The sequence below is a fragment of the Aquimarina callyspongiae genome (assembly GCF_034322225.1).
In the GTDB taxonomy this organism is placed as follows: Bacteria; Bacteroidota; Bacteroidia; order Flavobacteriales; family Flavobacteriaceae; genus Aquimarina.
Window position 1 is genome coordinate 319,729 of record NZ_JAXLPA010000005.1, and the last position, 25,313, is coordinate 345,041.

Here is a 25,313-nt window from a genome sequence, read left to right on the forward strand (position 1 = left end):
TATGAATACAATACTTAAACATAGCATACAGATATTTCTTTTTGCATATTCATTTTGTGGATTTGCCCAGGTATTAGATATCGAAAAAGGAATACGAATAGCACTCTCAGATAGTTCTGAAGTACAGCTTTATAAGAAAATTGATGCTTTTGATGAGAATTCTCAGGAATATTATTACCTGCCAACTCATCTTAAATTTTCTACCTCAAAAGATAAAGCACCTGAGTTTTCTCTACTTATGTATGAAGAAGAGAATAAAAACAAAGGAGCTATACTTCATTTTTTGGTAAGCTGGGGACTTGCAAAAGAACAACTTGAAGAAGTTGATTTAGCTCTTAAGAATGCAAAAGGAGAAGATGCAAGACTTATGGGAGCTGTAATCCCAGAACTTGATCAGGAACAAACACAATTATATATCAAGGGAGCTTCTCCCCTGGTTTCAATACTAAATAATTCTATTACCGCAATAGGAAAAACTACCGTATTCCCTAATTCTAAAATTGCTGGTTCATTCAAGTTAAATAGCGAAGAATCTCAAACATTTAATAAGGCCATTCAAGAAAATTCAGAAAGCTTAAAAGAAACATTTCTAGCTATGAATTTCGTAATCAGTTTTAGAAAAAATAAAGAAGTCTATCCTCAAAAGATTTCATACCAATTAGAGCAGAATTTACACGAACTATTAAATAAATCATTATGAAAACAAAAATCAAACAATTATTATGGGGAGCAACGATATGTTTCCTGATGATGCCATTGTTATCATCTCACGCACAGATCGTTGATGATAATAATAAATTAAGCCTCACATTAAGTGATGGTACACAAGTCGTACTTTACGGAGCAGCTTCAAGCTTATCCGATAGAAAATCAAAAAACTACTATTATTTACCGGTTTCACTGAGATTAGGAGCAAAACCAGATAAGACACCAGAGTTTCTTTTCATGAAATATATCACTGAAGAAAAAGAAGCTGATGGAGGAATTGGAGGTGCTTTATTACATATGTTAATGGAATGGGGATTAACACCTGCTCAACAAAAAGAAGTTGAGCAAATTCTAGCAAGCGGCCAGCAAGGTGCTCGTAAAAAAAGTGTTCTCAAAGGAGCTTTGGACGTAAAACCAGATGGAGATAAATCATTAAGAATTATCTCAGCTACATTAACAGATGATAAATTAGCGCCATCAGTAGTACAATCTTTAAGTGCTCCAGTATTACCAGGAGCAAAAGTAGCCGTAGCCTCTAATCTTAGTCCTAATGGGGCTCAACTATTGGCAGCAACTTTTGAGAAAACTAAATCGATCACAGATTTATCTATTGAAATGGGATTTAAATACACTACTCGTATTCCGGCAGCCAAAGGAAGAGTAATCGTTAACTGGAGTCAGATTCAAAGTCATTTTGAAAAAGATTATGCTCAATACAAAGAAAAACGAGGAAAGAAAAGTAGAGGTGGAATCTTTGGTGGTGTTATCGATGCCGTATTTGGTAAAAAAACAGAGGTTAAAAGTAGATCCTATGACGAAGTAAGAACCGTTATAGACCGTATGGTTGAAAAGGAATACATCAGAGTAGATTTTGATGAAAACATTGCAGACGAGCGTGTGACCAAAATCAGAGAAGCCTTTTTTGATTTCTTTCTACAAAAAATGACAGAATCAGGAGATTCTGATGTATTGGCACCGCCAACAGAAAAAGAAAAGAAAGCCATGCCAAATATTAAATATGGTAAAAAATACACCTACAATAGAAAATTCTTTCAAGCTAGTTTTAAAAAGAAAACCGAAACCTATTATCTAAACTATCGATTAGCAGTAGAAAAACCTTTTACCCTAACAGCAAATCTTGCCAGTTGGTATGATGGTGTAAAGAATAATAAAAAATGCGTGTCCTCTATATTCATGAATGATCCATTCTTCAAACATAGAGATATCAATTTAATACTAGATCTTGAAGCTAAAGAGATGTTTGACAAAGAGGTGAACTATGTAACGGTAAACGTTAAGAAAAAACGTAGTTCAGGAAATAGTTTTAATGATTCTCGGACCATTGATACAGAATATCTTAAAAACAATGGTTTAAAAGCCACCATTACCTATGCTCGTGGCGAAGATAAAAACTCAGATGTGTATGAATACAAGACACAATGGAGTTTAAGAGGTGGCAATATCTATCCCAAAGATCCTGAGTGGATCAAAGGAGACTGGCAAGGAGTAACTCTTGAGCCACCTATTGTACCGAGAACAATCGAATTTGAATCTGATCTTGAAGAACTAAGTGCACTAGGTATTGTGAGAGCTACTTTACTCCTACGCTATTATAAATTTGGACAAGAAGTAGAAACCAATATTCCCCTTACAGTATCCAAAGGAGAACCGCTGATTGAAAAAATGATTTTTACAGATCGGGACACACAAGGCTACGCCTATCAATTAGTTCTTACACACAAAGAAAAAGGAAAAATGGCCTTAGGATGGGATGATAAAATCAATGATGATTATGTATATGCTACAATCCCACAAGAGTTAAAAGATGACGATCCTGATTATATCGAAAAGATCATAAAAGCAGGAGAAGCCATTCTAAAACCAGGAGCAGATGGTAAGGTAAGTAAAGCTGCCGGAATTCTTGAAAAATTTAAGGATGTAATCAGTGTAGTTAAAAGTGATTAACATTAAAAGACAACACCTTTTAAACAATTACAAAATTTTAAACAGATGAAAAATTCATATAAAATCATATATGCCTTTATAGCTGTATTCATGGTATCCATGACAATAAAGGCACAACAACAAATATTACTGGATAAACCAGTACGCGCTGGAGAGCTTATTCTCTTTCCAGACTTGAACAAAAAAAGTAATTATTACTATCTACCAGATAAACCTCAGTTAGCATCGCATCCAGATGGAGATCCTATATTTTCATTCCTGCGATATGTGAAAAATGAAAAAACGGCAGCCGACGCTAATGATGGGATTTCAGAAAGTGAAGTTGGTGGAGGAATTGTACACGCTCTTGTTGAGCTAAAAGTTCCTGATAAAATGATTAAAGACGCAGAAAGAGCATTGAGTCGTGTAGATAGTAACGGAAAAATCATTGGACCAGTAGTTTTTAAATCTGGAACAGTATCACTAATATCTTCTGTCGCTAAACCTAATGGAGAATTCGAAGCCAAAGTAATTGGTTTAGGTAATGCTCCTATTCTAGAGAATCAACGTTCGGCAGTATCTGTTCAAGTCAATAAATTAGGATCAAAAATTCTTTGGGAGACATTTAATACTCCTACTCCTGATTTTAGTGTTCACTTTGAAATGGAGGTTGAAGGATATCAGTCACCAAAACGTGTATTAATCGAAGCAAATTTTGATCGAATTTATAAACATCAATCTTTTGAAGCAGCAATTGCAGCACCTGTACTTTCTGCAGAAATTAAAGCCACATTTGATGACCTTATGGATTCTGGGGCAATTAAACTTACCCAGGTAGGAGATGATGAAGAGCTCAATAAACTCAAAGAAGCAGCTTATACACAGCTAATGAATCTGATGTTTGATAAAGTAGGTGGTACAGGAGTGCCTCAGCTAAATCAATTGTTACCTAATAATCAACAAAGTATGTTAGATAGAGCTACCTCACAATTACAGAGAGCTCGCCAGGAAACTAGAGCAGAAAATCATCGTATTGAAAACTTAGAAAGAAGTCGTGAAGAGAGAGAAAGAGCTACTAGACAAAACTCGCAATCAAGAGCAGATTCTGTAAGAACCAATAATGGATTAGCTCCTATTGCCAGAGCTGAAAACAGTGATGAAGACGAAGACGAAAATGATGAAAATAGACCTCAGAGAGAAGCTATGCCTAGTTTATCGATAGCGGTATCATACCAAATGAAACAAGTGCGTAGACGAGGAACATATCGTATAGATTTAAACAAATATACTCAAACGGTGAAGACTCTACCTTTTGATTATAATCTTGGGAATGTAAAAAGTATCTGTGCTTCGTGCTTTAGAGAAATCAATGCCGATGATCCACTAATGAAACAACGACAAGTTAATGCAACTCTAGGTGGTGTCAATATTGACGATTTCAACCATGTCAATTTTGTAAACGTAATTATGCGTAAAAAACATGAGAATGATCAACAAACAGTTGATGAAATCAAAATTGACAAATCTGCCTTTAACAGCAATGGTAACTTCTTTAAAATGCTGTACGGTTGGAAAGGAGATAATGACAGAGATAAATGGTTAGCCTATGACTTTAAAACGATGTGGAGTTTTAGAGGTAATCATAAAGTAGAATCAGAATGGGAAACCACCAAGTTTGGTAGTATCGCATTAGAGCCACCTTTGGTCAAAAAACCTATCTATATAGAAGTCGATGAAGACTTTACACTCGATGAAAACATAAAAGCTGTAGAAATAAAAATATACAGTAAGCTTGGAGAAAAACAAGAAATTAATAGTGTAAACCTTCGCACCAATAAAGCAGAGTTATCAAAAACTATGGAGATCTTACTTCCTAGAGACGTCGAAGATTATGAATATGAGGTTACTTACTTCATAAAAGGGGAAAACCCTAAAAAATCTGACAAACAAAAGTCTGATTACGGTAGGATAGATATAGACAGGTTTATGTAAAGCATAAAAATTGAAAAATCATGAAAACAATATATAAAAAAATAAAAGTAATAGTATTCCTCTTTAGTATATGTACTCTTGGTGCCTATGCTCAAGAAGGTAAAACAACTGTAGAAAATCCAACTACAAGACAAATCTCATTAAAACTACCTTTTACAGGTAATAATGTATCTACCGTTACCGTAGCAGAGATCAACGGAGACCTTATTTATCAAGGAGATATCATTGTAGAGCAACAAGGACGTGGTGGCGCTGCTACGGCAGACGACGATTTAAAATGGCCTGGTTCTAAGGTTCCTTATGTAATTGCCAGTGGTCACCCAAAAAGATCTGATATCTTGGCTGCTATCAGTAGACTAAATTCAAGTACCAATGTTTGTATAGTACCTAAAACTTCAGAAAGTGATTATGTCGAGTTTATTTATGAAGCTGGACGATGTGGTGCTTCCAGAATCGGTAAAAAACCTGGAGGAGGAAGACAAGTTATTAAAGTAGGTAATTTATGTGGCAATACTCAAGGTAGTACGATGCATGAAATTATGCATGCACTAGGGTTTTATCATGAACAAAGTAGAGATGACAGAGATACTTACGTTACGATAAATACTGCGAACATTACTTCTGGGCACGCTCATAATTTTGAAAAATACAATCAAAGTTTCTGGCATTACTTTTTTCCTGAAGGAGAAAATATCGGTGCCTATGATTATGGTTCTATTATGCATTATGGATCAAAAGCTTTTGGTAAACCTGCTCCTGGAGGAGGAAGAATGACCACTATTGTTCCTAAGAGAAGTGGAGTAACTATAGGACAAAGAAGTAGGTTAAGTACTCGTGATATACGAAGCATTAACAGATTATATCCTACTGCATGTAGCAGTGGATCATCTAGCAGTTCTGATACAGCTTCTGATGACGATTCTGGAGGAAGCTCTTTAAACATTTCTTATTCAGTGAGCCTGGTTCCACAAACCACAAGAGTATCGTGCTGGGCTGCCTCTGCTGCAATGATTGTAGGTTGGAGAGATCAGATAAGTATCAATCCAGAAGATATTGCCAGAGGTATTGGCGGTTGGAGAAATTATTTTCACAATGGAGGACTTCCTGCTGATAATGTAGAAATGTTTCATCATTGGGGTTTAACTTATGTTCATCCTCAAAGTTATACTGTACAAGGATTTGCTGATCTGTTAAATAATGGACCTCTTTGGGTAGCAACAAACCTTGACAACGATCCTCATGTAGTAGTAGTTACGGGTATGAGTGGTGACGGAACACCAGATGGAACCATGCTTACAGTACAAGATCCTTGGGAACAAGGTATGACAAGATTTAGATCTTCTAACCGTGGATCTACTTATCAAAAAACGTATCGAGAGTTTATGCTTAATCAGGAGAACCTAGCTCATAGAGAACTAAGTGAACCTACAGCATTTTATGTAGCATACTAAAGTAATAGTAAAGAAAGAAAATCATGAAAAACTTAATTCATATAAAAAGATACCTTCTCATAGGTATACTCTCCATAGCGCTGAGCGTTATGGAGGGTGTATTTGCCCAAACTGTATTTAAACATACAGCTAATACAGGCAATACAAAGGGGCATATCTCTTCTATTAATCATAATAGTACCAATGGTAAAAAAGATAAGATTCTCATAGTTACTCATAATTATGGTAAATCCGGACCTTATGTAACCAAAGCCATTGGTGTATGGTATAATGGTAGTAAATGGACTATCTTTAATCAGGATAGAACACCTTTAAAAGCAAAAACACAATTTAATGTTTTAGTAACTAATAAAAGTTCAAAGGCTTTTGTGGTTAAATCTGGTGCTAATAGTAACTCTATTAAAATCAATCATGCTTCATTAAATAATAATCCAAATGCAACATTTCTAATTACTCCAAATTGGGGAACAAAAGGGCCTTATAATCCTAACCATACTGGAGTAATGTATAGCAAAGGATTCTGGCATGTATTCAATACTAATGGGAAGCCATTTAAAGCCGGAACAAAATTCAACATTTTGATTCACCAAAAGGTATTTAAACACTCGGTTACCAATGCAACAAAAAAGAACCATATTACTTATATAAATAGTTCTAAGACGAACAATCAGGTTAAAGCTGCGGTCTTTACCACTTTTAATTCACAAAATTCAAGGAAAAACTATAACAACCCTATTGGGGTTTGGTATTCTTCTAATAAATGGACTGTATATAATGAAAATAGAACTCCTCTTAAAGGTAATGAGGCATTCAATGTACTTTCTGTAACCAATCCTTCTGGAAACACTGTTGCAGTTATTAAAAAACCAATATATGTTCGCAGACCTCCCGTTGTTAAAAAGGATACTAAACCAGTAAAAGTAAATTCAACAGGGTTAAAGAATATTGGACTTGTAAAGTACATACCTATTAGAACCAATACTTCTACAGCAAGTAAAGAACGTGAAGGGCCAGATATTACCAAATATGAAGATGTAGGATCCTTGTTAGAAGGTGATCAGTATGTTTCATTTATTGAGAAACTGAATGTCTTCAGAAAAATCTATAAAGACAAAAACAGTAACGCTAATGTATATTACTATTTTCCTGCAGAATATACCTTAAAATGGAATAAAGAATCTAACGAATATGCTTTTAATATCTATTATATGTCTTCTGAAGATGGAAAAGGAAGTGTCCTGATCAATGCAGAGCTTACTCCACATATTAGTAGTGATGATGTAAAATTAGCAGAGAGTCTGCTTGCTACAAAACTTAGAAAACCAGTAAAATTAATGCCAATGGACCTTCGGGATGTTCCTAAAGTAGATTTTGGCGCTACACTAACCAATTTTAATGTAAAACCAGAGAGTATTAATGCTAGTATTCCTTCAGATTATCATAAACCAATTATTCTTGATTGGAGAATGGATAGTAATGTTGATGATTTTGTAGGAGCCATGCTTAACAATATTGGAGTAAACATCAATTTAGAGTTCAGGCCGTACGGAGATGAAACTACGGTAATCAATGTACCTATCAATCTTGAGGTTAATTCTCCAATGACATTTGGTAAAATAGAATTCTCGCAAGCTTCAGAAATAGCCAATGGTTGGACAAATACGCTGGATTATCCAGTTATTCCAAAACAACTGGTTTTACTACGTAAACAAGGTAGTAGAAAGTATTTTGAAACTATCGATCTTACCTCTGATGAAGTTGGTAAAGGCGCAAATTTTGAAATCAATAGCGAAGCCAAAACCAAATTATCCAGCGGATCAAATATTGCTGGTATTTGGATGGACTATTCTTTAAATAAAGATTGTAATGAATGTAATCAAGAAGTAAAGAAAAAAATCATTGGTGGTACATCGGGAAGCCAAATTAGCAATTTAGAGATTCAGGTGCTTAATGCCCTAGAATATTCTGAAGCTCACTCTATGAAATTGTTGATCAAATCAATACAAGGAGATCCTAATGGAGTTAGCGAAATTACATTTCCTGCAATTAATATAACTGAAGATGATCAATCACTTGATGGTGTTCAATTATTTGTACCAGAAGGAAAAGAACTCTCTTATAACTATCAGTTAGTCACTATTATGAACGATGGAGAAATACAAACCAGTGCCTGGCAGAAAAGTAATTCAAATCTTTTGGTATTAGGAGAAAATCAAATCAAAAAACTCTATAACCACAAAGAAAAATCTGGAATGGAAAAAGCCAAGGATTCTATACTTGATAAAGGAAAAGATGAGCTTATAGAGAAAGGAAAAGAATTACTTGGAGGCCTTTTTGGCAAGAAAAAGAAAGAAGAAGAAAAAAGTGAAGATGAAAAAGAAAATGATAACCAATAACATTTTAAATTTTAATCACTTTTAACCAATTACATCTGGAAAAACTCCAGAAAATTAAATTCCACGATGTGGATTAAAACATAAAGACATGAGGATCAGTCAATTTTCAGCCAACATAATTTTTGTTTTCATATTATGTTCATTCAATCTATTATTAGCGCAACCAGAATACAGTTCTAAGCAACTAATAGAAGGAATAGCTATTTTTCATGATAAGACTGATCCTCTTTTATTTTATTATCAACCAGGAGATCTCATTTTAAATCATACTGATAACGGAGATCCTGATTTTAGGTTTCTTGATATGCGATATACTGGTTCCAAATGTTATAATGATATAGGAGAAAAGGGGTTTATGAGTATTGTTCAATTTGGTGTCACCATGAAAAAAATTGAAGCTAATGTTTTAAAAAATATAAAAATTCAACTTAAAAAACGCGGCGCTATAAAACTAAAACCTTTACCGATATCTCACATTAATACAAGACTCATTCTACCTGTAGAAGGCAACGATGAGAAAAAATATGAAACTATAGATAATGACGGGGCTTTAGAAGCAAATGACAAATCAGGATATACAAGTTCAAAATCGTTTTGGACCAAAAGAACGTATACCGTAAAACTCACCAAATATGAATCTCAAATACTTAGCAAACAATTAAAAGATGATCTACTAGCGCTAAACTTAAGTTATTCTTATTACTCTGATGTATGGATAAATGACGAGCAAATAAATGGCTCAAAAGAGTTATTAGAGCAATTTAAAAAAGATAGTATAGTAGATGATCAAAATAACCTTCAGAATCGGGTCATAAAAAGTAATACATTAACTATTGGCATTGACACTAAAAAATATCCTAAAGCTATCAAACAAATAGATCTCAATGAAGAGATCCCTCCAACATATGCAGCAATAGAAGTAAAATGTCATGATTTTCTGGAAGAGTTACGTCCTGATTTATATATGAAAATTATTGAGGTTGAAGCAATAACTGTTAATAATAATAAAACCACACAAATAGAGACCAAATTCTTACGTAAACATAAAGATCTATACACACAGCATATAAATTTTCCTTATGCAATACAGATGAATGCTCCAATGCGCTATAGAGTAACAGAAATAGATATTAATGGTGAAAGAACGATTTCTAAATGGAAAGATAAACCTGAATGTTCATCTATTATAGATGTTACTTCAACCGATAAAGAACAGAAAATAACTAACGAAATTGTAGATGTAGAAATTGATAATCAAATTTTTGATAATGAATCATTTACAAAATTAGAATTCTATTTATTTTACAGTATTAATAATAAAATACAAAGCCAAGAATTAATATTCTCTGATAGTGATGATATTCCTTTACAATCTATTAGATATAAAAAGGATAAGAGCACTCCTATATATTACCTTATCAAAAAACATACAATTGATGGTGAAACTATTATAGAAAATGAAACAGAACTAACAGATAATTATTTATATATAAGTAACTAATTTAATGATCATTCTTCCAGCCAGGCATCTGCAATACCTTTTCTGTGAATATTGAAAGGAAACATTTCATTAAAATCTCCAAATTTCGCTTTATAATCATCATCATCTTCAGTGTGTTTCAAATCATCATTAATAGGTTCTTCAACACCTGATATCTCAGTATCTTTTGTTTCTAGATTCCGAAATTCTTTTATTTTCATCACAAGATATTGACCAGCCTCTTCGGGAATTGCTTTGATAATATGTTCGCCAAAAAAAGTGATTATATGCAATTTTCTTTTTAACTTTTTAGTGTATTCTATAGATACTATTTGAGAAAGATATAGTTCTATAATCTCTGAGGAGAAAAAATTCTTATAAGCCATTATTATTCTCTCATCTGTAAGTATTAAAGCTCCAAATTTAGATTTAAAGAAGCAAGAAGTAACTAATGAAACTTGTTCCTTTTCTTCTAAGTATTCAAAAATTAAGTTCACTGATCTTTTAGGGTATAATATCAGTGATCCCTTATATAGCTTTTTTTTAAAAAGATCTTTTAGTTCCATATTATTTACTTTTTTGAAAAAACCGGGAACTATATAATAAGTTCCCGGAAACAGCACCATAGAAAATGAAAGGGGGAATTGTTTTTAATCAATTTTCAAAATCCTATGGGTGTTAATTAATATTCAATACAGATCTATCATTTGTTGCAAGGATAATCTTGAATTAAGATCATTAGATAAGAAGAAGTTCTCTACTTCTCATCAAAAAGGAATCGATATCATTATATAAATTAACTATTTATACTACAGTTAAAAACAAAAGATAATTGAAACGCTTTGATCTCAACCTTTTTTGCATAGTAAATAGCGAGAAGTCATGTGTTTTGAGTTCGTTTTTTTGATGGTTTGGTGTCATGTGATAGATTTATGGGGTAATTGTTTTCATTACAAATGATAGATCAAGGAAAGCTAATATTCGCATTTTCAGCTTCTTCCTTTTCTATTTTTTTCCATTTCTTATAATTTTCTTCATCATTTATCCTCAAAAAAGTAGTGGCTACCAATCCAGCTTGATTATATGCATCTGCTGCAGAACCATGTCTTTTTGCCATTTCATATTGTTTAATAGCGTCCTTAGTAAATTGAAGTTGGTAAGCTTTCAGTTGGTTTTGTACCGGTAGTTCTTTATTAGAACTAAGAGCCGAATACATAAACCATATAAAAATGAGGGCAAGAAGGATTTTGACAATTGTTTTCATAGTTAGTTAGGTTAGGTAAAATGATTCTATTTTACCATGATTCACTATCTTAACAATTCCCCGTACAAATGTAGGTAATAGCTCTCTACCTCGATTACGCTTTAATAACATTATTTTTATGGTTTTACCATAATTTTATACAGCAAATTTACTCATAAAAAAAATAAGTATCTAATAAACAACTAATTAAAATAAAAAAGAAGTTTAAAAACATAATTGCTCGTATCCAAACGCTGCACTTTAGAAAGGTGAATTCTCACTTATAGATATCATACAAAAACCCAAAAAAACCGATAAATAGCACAAATATTTTAGTTAAAATCGATGAAGTTTATTGACAAAACATTTAAAAAAATATAAAAAATCAATAAATCTATTGAAGAAAAAAACCGTTTAAACAATGTTTAAACGGTCTTTAACCTTTAAAGTTAATAACATATTACATTACCCAGGAATGCAATGACCGTTATTGCTACATACTGGCCACAAAAACGGACAATCTGAATCTGAATTACAATTAATTTTTATTCCTCCTTTAATTGTAGTAAGTTCTTTTCTTTTTAATTGTTGCGTGCCTTTAAGGTTTAAAATGTTTTTTAACATAACTGTAAGTTTTAAAATTATATTTATACGATTAATAACTAAGAAGAGCTTCATCTGATTATTATAAAATGACTTATAATTTAAGAATTGATCTTCCGTTTTTTCCAATTACATTTCCCGTTGTTTATTCTTGTTTTCGTATTGCTTTTAGATAAAAATCTTCATTAGCAATCATTCCTCTCACAAAACCCTGAATCACTACAAATAGGAAACATTGGAGGGCAATTTTCACTTGCTCTACACGATATAAAACCATTACCTCCTTTAATAAGGTTTTGTTCTTCTCTATTCAGTTTTCTAGTATTATCAAGGTTTACAATGTTTTTTAACATGACTATTATTTTTTAAAAGTTTTACGTATTGATTTTTGATCGAAACCAGTTATTAGAATGTTTTCTGATTTCTATAGTTTTTTTAAAGAATTGAGAATTATAATAGGTATTCCTACTATAATTATATTAACATGGTCTAATGACTACACGACATATACAACCATTATTAACCCAATTACACTCTAATTCACCAGGCCTACTTTTGGCTTCACAATCTTCTTGGTTGGTAACGCCTCCATTAATACTTACTTTTTGTTGTCTGGTAAGCATTTTAACGTTTGCGAGATTAAAATTCTTTAATGCTTTCATATTTAAAATGATTTGATTATTCCTACTCTTTTATAAGGATTTTCGGATTCCTCCTTGCTCAGATGATATCAGATCAGAGGTCTTCTGATCTAAAAATCCGGTTTTCTGCAAAATCCTACCTCCTCATCACAAAATGGATACCAAGGGGGGCAATCTGCACTTGTTCTACAAGCAAAAGAAATTCCTCCTCCTTTGATACGATTTTGTTCAGTTCGGTTTAGCTTTTTGGTTCCATTGAGATTTACAATGTTCTTTAACATGATTTTTGAATTTAGATTTATACTTTTTTGATTAAAAACAGATGCTAATACAACTACTCGATTTTTTTTTTGGATTTCTCCTGGTTTGGGTAGTATCTGATCAGAGATTATTTGTCCTATTAAACTTGTGTATACTTTTTCAAAGTTGAGGACTTACTTACTAGCATACAAAGGGTTTACATCCATATTTATAAAATTGTACACATATAGATATCGAATAATTTATGTGGGTAAAAGAATTACAATAAAGTTTATTAATTGTGTTTACAATAAAGGCCATTAGCATCTCTATATCTCATTGTAACAAATAAAAAAACCGTCAAATCAAATTGACGGTTTACTATTATAATGCGAATTCTATGTAAGCTAGAAAGTGGATAAAAGCGTCAATTCGAGTGGTATTTCATAGTGAAACGGAGAAAAATTGTATCGAGAATAGTGATTTTTTCTCAAAAAAAGCTATTCTCGATACAATCTTCCCTTGTCGGATCACTCGAATTGACGTGATTTTCTTATATCGAAAATTTATCAGTATTTCCTAATGCTCTTAATGCTTAATTACGGTTTTAAAATAAGTCTTAGATTTTGATTTGATTTGACAATAATAAATCCCTTTTTCTAATTCTGAAGTATTTAAAGTATAAGAATTATTTATTTTCAATTTCTGTAGTTGTGTTGATTTTTTTGCAAAAGCCTGCTTACCAATATGATTAAATAATGTTACTCCTGAAATTATATCACTTTTACCAATTGTTATTGTAATACTATCAGAAAAAGGATTAGGGTAGGTTATAAAAGAACCAGAGCTATCTTCTAATTTAGATCTCACCGCGTCAAGAATATATACTGTTATTGTAACTATGGCTACTTTTTCTCCATCGTCTCCATTTTCATCTTCCAAGTACGTTTTTTTATCTTCATACTCCAATAGATAAAATATCAATTCCTGTTTTTTTGCCATAAACCATAAAGGTTTCTTTATTATGTGAGGATATTTTTTATCTCCAATCTCAGTATCAATTTCAAGGTTATTACTTGTTTCTTCTCCTTCTTCACCTTTTCCAATAGGAGGAATTATTACAGGATCCGTCACACCTATGTTATCATCTACCTTCATTCCTAGTCTGAAATATCTATTTTTTTTCAAACTAGATTTATTTTCTAAGTGCACTTTAGGGTATATAATATCATCCTTATAAAACACCATTTCACGCGATGCTCTTAATTCGATTATTTCTTTCCTAATATTTCCTGGATCAGGTGATTCGGTAATTGATAAAATTACATCAGCAGTTACATAGGGAGTAGATAAAGAATTATTTTGAGAATAAATCTCACAACATATTAGTATCCCTAATAAAGTAAAAAAGTGTTTTGTTTTCATTTGTATATGTTTTTTTGTTGTCGAAAAATCAAATAGAATCAATCTATAATTATTTGAGTTGACATCAACTTATTGATTATGATTTATTCTATAATGAAAGTTCTAAGGTCTTAATTGAAAACAAAGTATCAATTATAACTTGATTCTGGTAAATTCAAGTTTTCATATTTATAAATTTAAACAACGAAAGCACTATGCAAGCCCTAATTTCTTTATGTAATAAGAAGGAGTAACTCCTGTTTTTTCTTTAAATACCTTGATAAAAGTAGTATGGCTTTTATACCCAATCTCTGAAGCTACGGCTCTAATAGTATAAGATCTGAAAACAGGATCTTCTTTTAACTTTAGTAAAACATAATTAACTCTTAGCTCATTTAAATATTGATTAAATGATTGTTTACTTCTTTCATTCAAAGCTTTTGAAAGATATGTTGTATTAGTATGTAATAGCTTAGCAGTAGAATATAAATTGCAATCTTGAGATAAATAAAAGTGTGTATTTTCTAAATCCTGCAGTTCTTTTAGAATTTTTTTAGCCTTTTCATCTTTTATCTCTTGTTTTAAATGAATCGGTTTCTTTTCTTTTTTTACCTCTTTAGTTTCTAATTCTTTTATCAATTCCAAGAATCGTTTCTCGTTATTTTTTGTTTTCCTCCAGTATCTCCCAAAAACAAATAGTAGTATAAGAAAAACACCTATTGACACCAATAAAATTACTTTATTACTTAAGATTGATTTATCTTTTTCCTTTTCAAGATCTTCATTTCTTTTTGCAAAATTCTTAATATCGTCTTCATATAAAAGATCTTTGGCCATAAGCTGTTTATCACTTTTTGCCTTGATAGCATTTTGTAATTTATCGTAGTAAAAAATCTGTTTTGACTGATCTCCAATATCTTTTGAAGTATCTATAGCAAGTTGATACATATCCTCTATCTTATCTATATCGGTATTCTCTCCTATCATAGAAAAATTTGTATCCAGTATTTTCAGCGTTTTTTGATATTCTTTTTGCACATAGTAACATCGAGCAATATAAAAATTAGCTATAACCAGGTTTGTTTTTTGAGCTTCAGAATTTTTAATTAAAATTTCTTTTCCTTCATTAAGAAAACCAAGAGCTTTATGATATTCTTTCTTTTTGTAGTATACATCTCCAATATTGATATAAGCGTACCCTTTAGATACTTCAATATTGTTTTGCTCTGCAAATTTGATTAACATATTATCAACCTCTAAAGCTTCTTCAAACCTATTAAGTTCTGCAAGGCATTTTCCTTTTCCCAATAATGCACTTTTATAGTTTCTTTTATAAACTCCAGAGTTCTCATCAGTTTCTTTGAGCATATCAAGAACTATATTAAATCCCTCTAATGCATCTTTAAACCGGTTTAATTTTAATCTGTTATTCGCTATGTTTGTTAAACTGGAAATCTGAAGTGATCTATTTTCTTTTATTTCGGAAAGTTTTTTAGCTTCTAAATAACATTGGATGGATTCTTCATAAAATCCTAACAAATAATAAGAACTACCTAACATAAGGTTACTACCAATAATCCCAGAAGTATCTTTTAATTTTTGTGCAGCTTTTAATGATCGCTCTGCACTTTTTATAGCAGGAATATGATTAGATTGTAGATATTCTATGTAAGCTATTTGATATGCAGAAAAATATTGAATATCAAAATTATCTTCTTTTATTCCTCTATCTAAAAATACCTTAGACAGCATAAAGGATTTTACAGTATCCTTTTCAATATATAAGGCATCAGTAATGAGGTTTCTTATTTTTTTAATCGAATCAGATTGTGATATAAATAATCTTAGTTCATCTGATATTAAATCAGAAGTATCAACTTCTGTTTCTTTCTGTTGTCCTATAACATTAATTGAAAAAAAAACAGAAAAACACAATATAACGGAACGAAATAAATACACTGAACTAACAGAAGATGAATTGGACATATAAGGTTTTAAGCATCGATTCATTAGTAGTTCTAAAATTAATATTTTTTCCTATACCCTTTCTTTATAACAAGACTAATTTTGTCTATTATAGTTACAGTTTTAAAGAGTCAATATTTAAAAATAGATCTTATCTAATTGTAATAGAGCAATTTTTGTATTACTTCGCAAATAACAAAAACATAATTAACTCTATAATTTTATTATCAATAGGATGCTATATCAACGGAATTTCACTAGGTTCAATAAAATTATTTTGAATCGCATAAATTACAAGGCCCGCAATATTTTTTGCCTCTGTTTTTATAAATAAATTATTTTTGTGTCCTTCTACAGTGCGAGGCGTAATAAATAATTGTTCTCCTATTTCTTTTGCCGTTTTTTGAAAACAAATCAATTTTAATATTTCTATTTCTCTTTCAGTAAGTACATTCTTTTGAATCAAGGTAGGTTGAGGAATTCTAGGTGATACTTGATCTCTTAAAACTCCTACTTGATCTTCCATAAAATAAAACCCCTTTTGATATACCTCATTAATAATCTCTACAAGCTGTTGTGGAGAAATTCCTTTAGGTACAAATGCTGAGGCTCCAGCTTTTAACATAAACCCCATAAAAGACTTCTTATAATGAGATGACATAATAATCGTCTTTATATTGGGGTAATTTGATTTTAAAAATGTGGCTACTTCTGCTCCATTTTTGTTTTTCATATTAAGATCAAGAATTAATACTTCTGGCAATTCTTTTTCAGAGGTCAATTTACTTAATAACTCCTCTCCACTATCTGCTGTAAAGCATACTTGTATTTCGTCTTGTTTTCTTAAGTACTCTTCTAATAATGAAACAATAAGTGCATCATCATCGACAATAGTAACAGATATTTTATTCATAACATATTGTTTTTAAACAGAAATAAAAATGAAGTGCCTTGATTTACTTTTGATTTTAAACGATAGTGTCCTTTTAAATATTGAACTCTTGTCTCAATATTTGTAAGCCCTAATCCTTTGTGTTTATTTTCAACGATAAAACCCTTTCCGTTATCTTCTACAAATAGTGATATCGTACTATTTGTACTTCGTAAATGCAGGTTTATAATTGTAGCATTTGCATGTTTTGTAATATTGGTCAATAACTCCTGAATGATACGAGTTAATTGTATTTTTAAATCATTAGTATGTGAATCATTTCCTCTTATATCATATCGATCATCAATAGGAATATTTTTTTTCCACGGATCTAACAGGTCCTTTATAAGATCATCAAGAGGTGTATACTCTAACAAAGGTGGACTAAGGTCATGTGATATATTTCTTGCTACAGTAATACTCTCCTGGATCAAACTTGTAAATTCCTGGTTTTCTTGATTGATTTCTTGTTGCATTTTAAGTACGGTGAGCTTTCCTATTAAGGCATCATGTAAATCTTTTGCTATTCGTTCACGTTCCTTTTCTTGTGTTTTAATCGTATTTTCTAAAAGGTTTTGTTGATATTCTAATTTAGTTTTTGCTTCTGCTATTTGAGTTTTTGCTATTTTTTGAAAAAAAGCTCGAACCAATACTATTATAAATGTCAATAACAGAAGTAAAAATGATACTATGATTACAATCCATAATGTAATCGTTTCTGGCTTTTGCCATTCTTGCATATGCGATTAGTTAGATATAAATAAAACAGGATTAAAACTAAAAGATGGCCCATCCAAACATAAAATACAAGATCGGAACCACTATCTATCAAAAAATTCATTGGTAAAAGAAGAATAAACTCCAGTGCAAAATAGGATAATATAGAACTATGTAAATATACATCTTGTTTACCCATTTTAAACTCTCCTTTGATTTGCTCAAAGAAATATATGAATACCATAATTACCATTAAACCAGATGTCACTACCTTAGCATAGGATTGAAAAGTAGTAATCGCATTAGAGTCTACGTATATAAATTCGATAAGCATATATAGTATTCCTAGTATTGCTAAACTCCATACCTTTCTTTTATTAATAAAATTAAGATAGAACATTGAGAAAATAATAAGTTCTAAAAAACTCCATATAATAAATGAGATCAGGTTACTACCAATAATCTCTGCAACAATTCTGGACATCAAGTCAATAATTAGACCGGCACCCAAATACCACAAAAATATTCGATTGATTTTATTTAAAAACCTAAAATAATATATCCCCGCAAACAGTCCTATACTGAGCACTAACGGGGAGAGGTATGTTAGAATTTTAAAAAAAAAAGCAAAACTCATATCTAATTATTAAGATATTCCTAATTCACTTAATATTCCAAAATCTGAATTTGGAGGAAAAGGAGGAACAGGTTGTGCCACATCTCTATATATTGATGTCTTATTAAAGTTTTTATTTTCTTCCAACAAGTTTAATACCTGGTTATTGTTTGTGTTAACAACTACCAAATCAGCTACATGTTTTACTGGTTTACTATTGGATATTTGTTTTAATGATAAATAGCAATTATGAATGCATCCTGCCATAAAATCACTTGTTCGAATTACAAAAGCTTGAAAAATTGCATTTTCTAAAGGGTTATTTTTGTATTGTTCATCTATCCAATTATTCCTAAATGTATGATCATTCCAGTTTTGTATCCAGGATATATATTCCTGATAAGATTTATCATATCCTATAAGTTCTTCTATATCCTGATTTAGTGAATCCTTGATTGTTTCTTTTACAGACGAAAATGGAATTGAATACAAATTTCCTTGAATTGGTTTTTGATCAGAAGCAGAAGGGATCACATATAGTTTTAACTGGCCATTGTTATATCCCAGGTAAATATGCAAATAATCAATATTCAAACTAATATTTCCCATGTTAATAGAGAAATAATTGCCAGAATACATAAAAGCTTTTTTAACCAAATCTATTCTGTGTTTTCTTATAAAATCCCATTGCTTAATCGGATGATCTAGTGGGTTAGGTTTCAACGCTCTTTTTCCAGAAATGTTATCGTTTTTTTCTAGTTCAATAGTAGTGTATTTATCCATTTTACTTATTATTAAGGGTTATTAAATAAGAAGGTGATTGTAGTTAGTTTCTACTACTACAAATTACTAAAAAAGCAGTAAAACAAATTATGGATGTTTCCCCATATCAATAAGGCAAAACCATAGCTATTATTAGAAATTCTATTAATTACTATGTTTTATCTTCTGTATTATTTTCATAAATAACACTAAGTTTATACGCTTATTCTTGTCTTATCCAAATTATCTAATAAACAATTATTATTATCTATTTCTCTACTTTCTTATACTAAACAAATTAAAGGGAAATAAGCGTTTTTTAAAACAAGTAATTATACCCGTTTCTTCTAAAAAAATAATTCCGTATTACGGGGAAATAATCGCTTTTATAATAACCATAACTTATTAAAAAAGAAGCATCCACTTATCTTCTTTATCTGAATAAAAAGTGATCAAGTAATTCTACCTGTTTGTTAGATACAGGTAAAACCTTACTTAAAAGACTTTCTTCAATTATAGAAATTTACATATGGGTTAAATAACAAAATACTGGATTGACCAAATAGACATTAAAACGAACTTAAACACCAGAACTATGAAATCTTTAAAAAAAAATCCCCTTATACTAACATTAGTTTGCTGCTGTATTGTAGCCTTTTTAATTATAGGATTTAAATCAGAAAAGAAAAATGACTATATCAATACTCCGACAGATGCAATAACATTTAGTAATCAGGTCCCAAATGGACCAGAAAAAAATGCTACGAAGGACGAATTGTATACATTTGCCTGGAAACAATTTGCTGCATTAAATTGGCCAGCTCAAACTCCTAACAAATATGTAGAAAGAAGTACTCCTAGTAATCATGCAGATTCTTCTTTTTATAGTGTTGAACAAAAGAGCTCTGAAAATATGGACTTGCCTTTAGTAGTGTGGAGTACATTTGCTAGCAAGGCCGAAATGTTTGGTCCTAAATATAATACCAGTAAAAATAAGCAATTACCTGCCTGGAAAGATATATACACTCCTTCTTATTCCTACTCTGATCAACCTACTTCTTTATCATCAACTCCGTCTTCAAAATATACTTTATTTAATAACCTGGATGAAAACGACGAAATTGGAGAAGCCAAAGTGTATGGTGGTAGTGGAAAAGGAAGCAAAACCGGAGGAAATCAAATATTATATGAAGCCAAAGTTAATCAGGTAGAATACGATTATATCAGAGAGTTTAAGCTTCAAAATAAAGATATCGTTCAACATTGGAGCGCCAATACCAAAAGTAAATTAAATAAATTTGGAGGTACTTGCAAGACTGAAGAAGCTAGTAGAGAGGCTGTAATTTGTTTCCCTTGTGCCGATACAAGTTCTGAAGGGGTTATAGAAATAAAAGCAGCCTGGAGAGCATTAACTAATAAAGATAAAGCCGATCGTTTCTACACTAAACAGGTTATTGTTTATGAAGAAGTTAAAGGTAAAATTAAATATACCAATAAAATATATGCTCTGGTTGGTTTACATATTATCCGAAAAACCAAACATCACCCTACTCTTATTTTTACCACTTTTAATCACGTAGATAATATAAATAATGGGATTTACTACGAGAATACACTAAGTGACCAAGGAAAACATCAATATTACAAAAAGGATAAAACTGGTCATCCTAAACCGTATACCGATGCTATTAATGGAGTCTCGAACCCACAATACACCATCCCATCTGGGTACCAATCTGTTAAAAATCAAGATGAAATCCATACTATTCCAACAGATTTGACAGCTTTTAATAAAAAAATACAAAAACAAATCTCTGGAAAAAATAAAAAATCAGTTTGGCAATATTATGAGTTATTAGGAGTACAAGCAATTCCTGTAGATTATGATAACATTACAATAGAAAATATTAAAACCACCTATTCTTCTTATTATCTGGCAAATGATGTTATTGAAACAGATTATACTTTACGAAAGTTTACTGGCACATTTGGTCCTAGAGGTGTAGGGATTTTATTAGAAACTGATAATATCACTGTAGCTTCAAACCCGGATCTAGTGACTCCAATCGAACTACCTCCAAAAAGATATGCTATGGGTGGATGTATGGGATGTCACGGTAATGCACAACAAGGAGGAACGGACTTTAGTTTTCTATTAGGTGGTGGCCCTTTACAAAAACCAGCTGTTCTTGATTATAGCATAACCACCTCGCCAGAAATTGAGAAGTATATTAAGGAGATAAAAAATTAACCTTTTTTACTTAGTACTATCAGTAAACTTTAAAAAACAGAGTACTTCAAACCTATAAATTACTACTTAGTAATTATCCTCATTAGCAAACCAAAAGCAGTTACAAAAATGTAGCTGCTTTTTTTCTGGAATTCAATGGATTTTTAAATAAAATAATAATTTTCGTTACATTTTTTCTGTTTTAAAGATCTTCAAAAAAAACAAAAATATTACTCCGGTAATTTTACCTGATTCTATCAAACAGGTACTTCCATCCTACTCTGAACAAACACATTAACCTAATTTTATTCTATAACCATAAAGATATATGAGATGGCAAAATTACTAATATCGTAAAGGTTATAAAGGCGAAAATCCGAAAAGCCAATTTCAAAGAGAGTAGGAAAAATTAAATACCAAAATCATGAGCAACGAAATTTTAAAAGTAGATCTAATTGAATCAAATGGAAGTCTTAATGTATTTGTTACAAATACAAGTGATAGTGATTATGCATTTATTGCAGAAATCAGCGTTACAATAGGAAACGGAACTAGTTATCATTATGGGCCAGATTTTCAGGTTGGAGGAAGAATGATTCCACCTGGATTAGGGCAATCTAAATTAATTCTTCATACTGGTGGTAATAAAAATTATTCTGCTCAGGTACACTATTGGGTAGCTGATCAAGTAGCTGCTGCTTCATCGTAAATATCTAATGATATATGAAAAAGAAATAAATCGCCTTGTATTTTCTATACAGGGCGATTTATTTCTTTTGATCTATACTGTTTTTCAATACTTCACTTGGTCAGTTTTTTAATTTATTGGCCAGAAAACAATCATTAATTCGACATCCTTGTGTCATAGTTAATTGTCAATATAACCTGGATTATTATAAAGGCTTTTGAGTTTATCTAATAAACGTTCACATCTTCTTTTTAACCCTTGTCTGTTTTTACCACAATTGTCAATAACCATCCTTATATCCATTAAAGCCTGTATTATTTTTTTTCGATATTTAGTATCTGTATCTTTAGGAAAATACAAAGAATTCCTTAATTCATAATATTCTAAAAACACCTCTGTATGAATATATTCTGGTAATTTCTCCATCTTTTCTTTCTTATCATTTATACTCTTTACATCTAAGCATTTTTTTAGTTCATTGATATAATCTCTTGATTTTTTCAGATATTTTTGTGGTGTATTTCTTAAACCTTTTTTAATTACCCCCACCTCTTGTTTTTGATCAATTTGGTCTAACTCAATTTTATAGGCGGCAGCATAAGAAAAGGCTGTTAAATTAAGTAATGCCAAATACAAATGCTTTACCGTACTAGAGGTAGTAATGTCTTCTCTTTTCTTTAGTTTCAAGATACCTTCTTCACAATAATTTAGTATCTTTTTATTGTCATAGTACTCTGCATACTCCCATTCATAGCGATGAATTGTATCAAATTCATATCTCCAACAATACCCGGTCAATGCTAAGGAAAAATCAAATCTTGGGTCAAGGGGAAAATACTCAATTGCTTCAATAGATAATTCATAAGCAAATTTATATTTTCTACACCTTCTAGCAGCCCAACATCCAATAGCATAAATATCTGCTTTATGCTTTTTTGATAGCTTAATATTTTTTATAATTTTTTTTACGTAATTAAAAACTATAAAATTATTAGAATATCTCCTTGTAGGATGTTCGTATCTTACTAATAGAAGCATATATAAAATATATGATATTAAAACATAAGTACGCGAATTTTCTTTATCAAAACAATTTCTTGGTAAAGACGTCAATATACTTGCTTCTACAACAATGTTATCCTGAACATCTAATAATGTTGGAAATATTCTCTTAGCATAGAAGTCATACTCAAATAATATTGGAAAAGCACTAAATATGCTTTCTATAGGGTCAGCACCTCGATCCAACTTTATTTCATCCTTTTTGTATAACTCGTTTGCTAAAAAATCATCTATTACATCCATTTCAAATAATAAATGATCAATCATCTTTTTGGTTTCTTGATATTGTCTATTTACATCTATCAGATTAGCTTCTTTTACTAACGAATTTACTCTATCAATAAAATCCTGTACATGCTCTTCAAAATACTTTTTATCTTTTTCTGTTTTTCTTATTCTAAATAATCTTTCGAAACTTTCTACTTTTAAAGCTATTCTTTGTTCTTCATTCTCTACTTTTTCTTTTCTATTATTAATAATTGTATAATTCTCAATAATCTCAAGATTTGTATTTCTGTTTTCCTTAAGTAACGCAATCAACTCTGAATCACTATCGTTTCTACTAAGTCTATTAGTTATTTTATCTATTGCCTGAGAAAAGCTATTAAAATCTTTTATCCCAAATTCGAACGTATTAAATATAAGTTGAGCAAATAACTGAGGTTTATTTCTAATTACGGATATTCCTATTGGCCTATTTTTAGACTTATTAGGTTCTTCCATTGTCAAATTAGATATCCTTTTTTTAATTTTCTTTATCCCTGTTGTTGAAGAAGACAAGAAGTAAAATATTTTATTTTGATTTTCAAAATGAGATGAAAGGAAGTATGTTTTCAAAATCCCATTTACATCATTATGTTTGGATATTTCTTTTCTGTCAAAGATTTTGAGAAACCCATCAAATTTATATACGTCTTTATTATATAGCTTAAAAGCTTTTTCAAGCTCCATTATCTTGCTTTTACTTTCGTAAAGTATTGAATGAGAAAGTAAGTAGTTTAATTTTGATAAATTGGTTACATATTTACCTTCCGAAATATACATTAGATATGATAACGATTCATTTAAATTTTCGAAGTAATCTTCATTATCTTGGTTTTCATTATTAACCTTTACAAAATATTCTATTCTTTCTAAATGATACTCAATTTCTTTTTTAGAGTTTTTTAAACTTGCAATACTCAATAGTTTAGATCTAAGGTCAAATATTTCCTTTATATAATCATCAATAATGATAATTTTATGTCTTTTAGATAAAAACAGGTATTCTATAATAAATTGTTCATCGGCAATTTCAGAGTCACTTTTATTCTTATTTCTTTTTGGGTAGCAATAATCGACGAGCTCATCAGCATCAATAATATAATAAAACTCAAAATCATCAGATCTTTTTTGAAGTTCATAATCATAATATAATTCTCTTATCTCATCTGTAGTAAGATTATTAAGAATCGAGTTTGATTTATTATCCTTATACATATTCTTCCAGATTCTGTTTTTTAAGGAGGTCTTTTTGAAAATTTTCCATACCTAATAACGGATCAGTTTCTATGATTTCCGCTTCAGAGATATTATTATTCCATCTTATAATTGTATTTATTACTAAAGAAGAAGTTCGATATTGTTCTAACTTTTTCCTTAAAAACTTGATATCTTTTACTGTAAATTTGTTAAACAGTTTATGATCGACTCCTATCGTTAAAGGTTCAATCAAATTTGAAAACTCCATTAAATAATTTTCTGACAATTCGTTATCCACAAAAAGTTGAATTAGTATATCAATAAATTCTTGCTTAGAAAAAAATGGGAGATACTTGTGTAAAAGATATTCATTATCATAATTAAAAATCATAAAATAAATAAGTGAATTTTCTGGGTCTAAGCGCTTCAAATCTTGCATTGAAAATTTATCAAATAATTCTTCCAGGACTTCCTCCGCGTAACCATAGATTTTTTCATTGTTAATTTTCAGAAAATAATAACGGCTAAAAATCATATTTTCATATTCAATAAGTTCAATTACCTCTGTAATTAAATCTACTTTATCTTTAAGATTATAAGGAATTAAACTTTCTAAATGTGAGTTTATTTCTACATCAGGGTTTAGCTTACTTTTTTTAAAACTTATCCAATAATATTCTTCCTCATTTTTACAAAAAATTGGTTTTACAAATTTTAAATTAAGATTATCTTTTTTCTGCTGTAGCTCTAAAGAACCATAAAGTCTTATTGTACTCAAA

The 25,313-nt window shown here is 30.6% G+C and carries 22 protein-coding genes; 8 read left to right on the forward strand and 14 right to left on the reverse strand.

What is annotated here, in order from left to right:
- The first annotated feature begins 1 nt into the window (after position 1).
- The 6 genes from U0D62_RS20980 to U0D62_RS21005 all read left to right on the forward strand — a co-directional run bounded on the left by U0D62_RS20980 (position 2) and on the right by U0D62_RS21005 (position 9,992).
- The gene (locus U0D62_RS20980) at positions 2 to 700 is read left to right on the forward strand and encodes a hypothetical protein (RefSeq protein ID WP_322289314.1); all 699 of its coding nucleotides are present in this window, start codon (positions 2 to 4) and stop codon (positions 698 to 700) included.
- Positions 697 to 2,673: a hypothetical protein gene (locus tag U0D62_RS20985; protein WP_322289315.1), complete on the forward strand. Its 1,977-nt coding sequence runs from the start codon at positions 697 to 699 to the stop codon at positions 2,671 to 2,673. Before U0D62_RS20980 ends, U0D62_RS20985 begins: the two co-directional genes overlap by 4 nt.
- A gap of 45 nt (positions 2,674 to 2,718) precedes the next feature.
- Positions 2,719 to 4,644 carry a hypothetical protein gene (locus U0D62_RS20990; protein ID WP_322289316.1) on the forward strand — a complete coding sequence of 642 codons (1,926 nt, stop codon included), beginning with the start codon at positions 2,719 to 2,721 and terminating at the stop codon, positions 4,642 to 4,644.
- A 20-nt stretch (positions 4,645 to 4,664) separates the two neighbouring features.
- Entirely contained in the window at positions 4,665 to 6,095 is a 1,431-nt protein-coding gene (locus tag U0D62_RS20995; protein ID WP_322289317.1) for a M12 family metallopeptidase, read from the forward strand.
- A 23-nt stretch (positions 6,096 to 6,118) separates the two neighbouring features.
- Positions 6,119 to 8,491 carry a DUF7452 domain-containing protein gene (locus U0D62_RS21000; protein ID WP_322289318.1) on the forward strand — a complete coding sequence of 791 codons (2,373 nt, stop codon included), beginning with the start codon at positions 6,119 to 6,121 and terminating at the stop codon, positions 8,489 to 8,491.
- Positions 8,492 to 8,579: 88 nt separating this feature from the next.
- Positions 8,580 to 9,992, forward strand: a complete 1,413-nt coding sequence (locus U0D62_RS21005; RefSeq protein ID WP_322289319.1) for a hypothetical protein — start codon at positions 8,580 to 8,582, stop codon at positions 9,990 to 9,992.
- An 8-nt stretch (positions 9,993 to 10,000) separates the two neighbouring features.
- Here the strand turns inward: U0D62_RS21005 and U0D62_RS21010 are convergent, their stop codons facing one another.
- The 12 genes from U0D62_RS21010 to U0D62_RS21065 all read right to left on the reverse strand — a co-directional run bounded on the left by U0D62_RS21010 (position 10,001) and on the right by U0D62_RS21065 (position 19,114).
- Entirely contained in the window at positions 10,001 to 10,537 is a 537-nt protein-coding gene (locus U0D62_RS21010) for a PH domain-containing protein (protein ID WP_322289320.1), read from the reverse strand.
- A gap of 398 nt (positions 10,538 to 10,935) precedes the next feature.
- The gene (locus tag U0D62_RS21015) at positions 10,936 to 11,235 is read right to left on the reverse strand and encodes a hypothetical protein (protein WP_322289321.1); all 300 of its coding nucleotides are present in this window, start codon (positions 11,233 to 11,235) and stop codon (positions 10,936 to 10,938) included.
- Between the two features lie 444 nt (positions 11,236 to 11,679).
- A complete protein-coding gene (locus tag U0D62_RS21020; RefSeq protein WP_322289322.1) occupies positions 11,680 to 11,838 on the reverse strand; it encodes a hypothetical protein in 159 nt (52 codons plus the stop codon).
- A gap of 164 nt (positions 11,839 to 12,002) precedes the next feature.
- Positions 12,003 to 12,170, reverse strand: a complete 168-nt coding sequence (locus U0D62_RS21025) for a hypothetical protein (protein WP_322289323.1) — start codon at positions 12,168 to 12,170, stop codon at positions 12,003 to 12,005.
- Positions 12,171 to 12,296: 126 nt separating this feature from the next.
- Positions 12,297 to 12,479 (reverse strand): hypothetical protein, encoded by a 183-nt coding sequence (locus U0D62_RS21030; protein WP_322289324.1) that lies wholly within the window; start codon positions 12,477 to 12,479, stop codon positions 12,297 to 12,299.
- 89 nt (positions 12,480 to 12,568) lie between these two features.
- The gene (locus U0D62_RS21035; RefSeq protein ID WP_322289325.1) at positions 12,569 to 12,739 is read right to left on the reverse strand and encodes a hypothetical protein; all 171 of its coding nucleotides are present in this window, start codon (positions 12,737 to 12,739) and stop codon (positions 12,569 to 12,571) included.
- A gap of 547 nt (positions 12,740 to 13,286) precedes the next feature.
- Positions 13,287 to 14,123 carry a T9SS type A sorting domain-containing protein gene (locus U0D62_RS21040; RefSeq protein WP_322289326.1) on the reverse strand — a complete coding sequence of 279 codons (837 nt, stop codon included), beginning with the start codon at positions 14,121 to 14,123 and terminating at the stop codon, positions 13,287 to 13,289.
- Positions 14,124 to 14,315: 192 nt separating this feature from the next.
- A complete protein-coding gene (locus U0D62_RS21045) occupies positions 14,316 to 16,088 on the reverse strand; it encodes a helix-turn-helix domain-containing protein (protein ID WP_322289327.1) in 1,773 nt (590 codons plus the stop codon).
- 217 nt (positions 16,089 to 16,305) lie between these two features.
- The gene (locus tag U0D62_RS21050) at positions 16,306 to 16,980 is read right to left on the reverse strand and encodes a response regulator transcription factor (protein WP_322289328.1); all 675 of its coding nucleotides are present in this window, start codon (positions 16,978 to 16,980) and stop codon (positions 16,306 to 16,308) included.
- Positions 16,977 to 17,738 carry a sensor histidine kinase gene (locus U0D62_RS21055; RefSeq protein ID WP_322289329.1) on the reverse strand — a complete coding sequence of 254 codons (762 nt, stop codon included), beginning with the start codon at positions 17,736 to 17,738 and terminating at the stop codon, positions 16,977 to 16,979. Before U0D62_RS21055 ends, U0D62_RS21050 begins: the two co-directional genes overlap by 4 nt.
- The gene (locus U0D62_RS21060; RefSeq protein WP_322289330.1) at positions 17,693 to 18,199 is read right to left on the reverse strand and encodes a hypothetical protein; all 507 of its coding nucleotides are present in this window, start codon (positions 18,197 to 18,199) and stop codon (positions 17,693 to 17,695) included. The genes U0D62_RS21055 and U0D62_RS21060 overlap by 46 nt, the downstream gene beginning before the upstream one ends.
- A gap of 162 nt (positions 18,200 to 18,361) precedes the next feature.
- Positions 18,362 to 19,114 (reverse strand): hypothetical protein, encoded by a 753-nt coding sequence (locus U0D62_RS21065; RefSeq protein WP_322289331.1) that lies wholly within the window; start codon positions 19,112 to 19,114, stop codon positions 18,362 to 18,364.
- A gap of 574 nt (positions 19,115 to 19,688) precedes the next feature.
- Between U0D62_RS21065 and U0D62_RS21070 the strand changes: the two genes are divergently transcribed.
- The gene (locus U0D62_RS21070; RefSeq protein WP_322289332.1) at positions 19,689 to 21,344 is read left to right on the forward strand and encodes a hypothetical protein; all 1,656 of its coding nucleotides are present in this window, start codon (positions 19,689 to 19,691) and stop codon (positions 21,342 to 21,344) included.
- Between the two features lie 403 nt (positions 21,345 to 21,747).
- The gene (locus tag U0D62_RS21075) at positions 21,748 to 22,032 is read left to right on the forward strand and encodes a hypothetical protein (protein WP_322289333.1); all 285 of its coding nucleotides are present in this window, start codon (positions 21,748 to 21,750) and stop codon (positions 22,030 to 22,032) included.
- Positions 22,033 to 22,191: 159 nt separating this feature from the next.
- On the opposite strand, the gene U0D62_RS21080 is transcribed toward U0D62_RS21075, so the two are convergent.
- Together U0D62_RS21080 and U0D62_RS21085 are read right to left on the reverse strand one after the other, a co-directional pair.
- Positions 22,192 to 24,552 (reverse strand): hypothetical protein, encoded by a 2,361-nt coding sequence (locus tag U0D62_RS21080; RefSeq protein WP_322289334.1) that lies wholly within the window; start codon positions 24,550 to 24,552, stop codon positions 22,192 to 22,194.
- Positions 24,545 to 25,312: a hypothetical protein gene (locus U0D62_RS21085; RefSeq protein ID WP_322289335.1), complete on the reverse strand. Its 768-nt coding sequence runs from the start codon at positions 25,310 to 25,312 to the stop codon at positions 24,545 to 24,547. Before U0D62_RS21085 ends, U0D62_RS21080 begins: the two co-directional genes overlap by 8 nt.
- Position 25,313: the final 1 nt, after the last annotated feature.